The 1,129-nt window shown below is 53.6% G+C and carries 2 protein-coding genes and 1 pseudogene; all 3 read right to left on the reverse strand.

Annotated elements, in window-relative coordinates; genetic code table 11:
- Nucleotides 1-152 (reverse strand): annotated as a pseudogene (locus tag R7040_RS24690) (ISL3 family transposase); the annotation flags it as partial.
- Between the two features lie 21 nt (nt 153-173).
- Nucleotides 174-680 (reverse strand): signal peptidase II, encoded by a 507-nt coding sequence (gene lspA / locus R7040_RS24695; protein ID WP_007146113.1) that lies wholly within the window; start codon nt 678-680, stop codon nt 174-176.
- A 9-nt stretch (nt 681-689) separates the two neighbouring features.
- A partial coding sequence (locus tag R7040_RS24700; protein ID WP_276434605.1) for a cation transporter occupies nt 690-1,129 on the reverse strand: 440 nt, incomplete at its 5' end.

Consider the following 1,129-nt stretch of genomic DNA (forward strand, 5'->3'; position numbering starts at 1 on the left):
CCGAACCGTACGAACTCACCCTGCACGCCGCATTCCTCGCAGGCGATGGGATCGGGCACGTCCACCTGGAAGTGCATATCGTCGTCGGTGGATTTGCAGCCCAGGACCTGGTACTCAGGCAGGTGCAAGATGTTGTTAGGCATTTCCGTCATGGCAGTTTATAGATGCAGACCTCAGTCAGACCAATCTGTTTCGACATTGGTGTTTGTTCTTTCACGCAACAAGCTTGAGGAAACGAAAAGTAAGACACCGAGGACAATTGCAATATCTGCGACATTGAAAGCCGGCCAGTGCCAGGCTCGCCAATAGACATCAAAGGAATCCACAACATAGCCACGAAATATCCGATCAATCAGGTTACCCATCGCGCCACCAAGGATAAGACTGTAGGCGATGGCCTCTCCTTTGTGACGGTTCTCAAGGACCAGCTTGATCAGCAAAATTGAGACCACCACCGCGATTCCGATCAAAAAGTAGCGCTGCCAGCCTCCACCATTGGCAAAAAGACTGAATGCGGCACCGGTGTTCCATACGTGCACCCAGCTAAAGAATGGCGTCACCGAAACCGACTCGCCATATGCCATTGATTGCTGGACCAGCCATTTTACAATCTGGTCAGACGCGGCTATCAGGCCGGAGATGGACAACAGGGCATACGGCGAGAGGTATTTGCCAATCATGGATGTTGCCTAACCCTTGAGGGCCAGAATGCGTCTGGCTCCGTTAAGCACGACAACCCCCGCGATGGTACCGATAATCAGATCCGGATAATTGGATCCGGTCCACGCGACCAGGGCGCCGGCGGTGATGACGCCCAGGTTGATCACCACGTCATTGGCCGAGAATATCCAGCTTGCCTTCATGTGCGCCCCGCCCTCTCGATGTTTGGATATCAGCAGCAAACAAGTGGTATTGGCAATCAGTGCGACGAATGCGATAAGCATCATCACCATCGATTCCGGCTCGCTACCGAAGACAAAGCGCCTCACGACCTCTACGAGTACGCCAACAGCCAAAACCAGTTGGACCACACCAGCAACGTGCGCAACACTGACCTGCCTTTTCACGCTATGCCCAACCGCATAAAGAGCGAGTCCGTACACTGCCGCATCAGCAAAATTGTCCAGGG

It is taken from the genome of Vibrio sp. 1069, assembly GCF_033340555.1.

What these genes read in the sequence shown, in the direction of transcription:
- lspA (WP_007146113.1), bottom strand. Translation starts at nt 680, where the DNA reads ATGATTGGCAAATACCTCTCGCCGTATGCCCTGTTGTCCATCTCCGGC.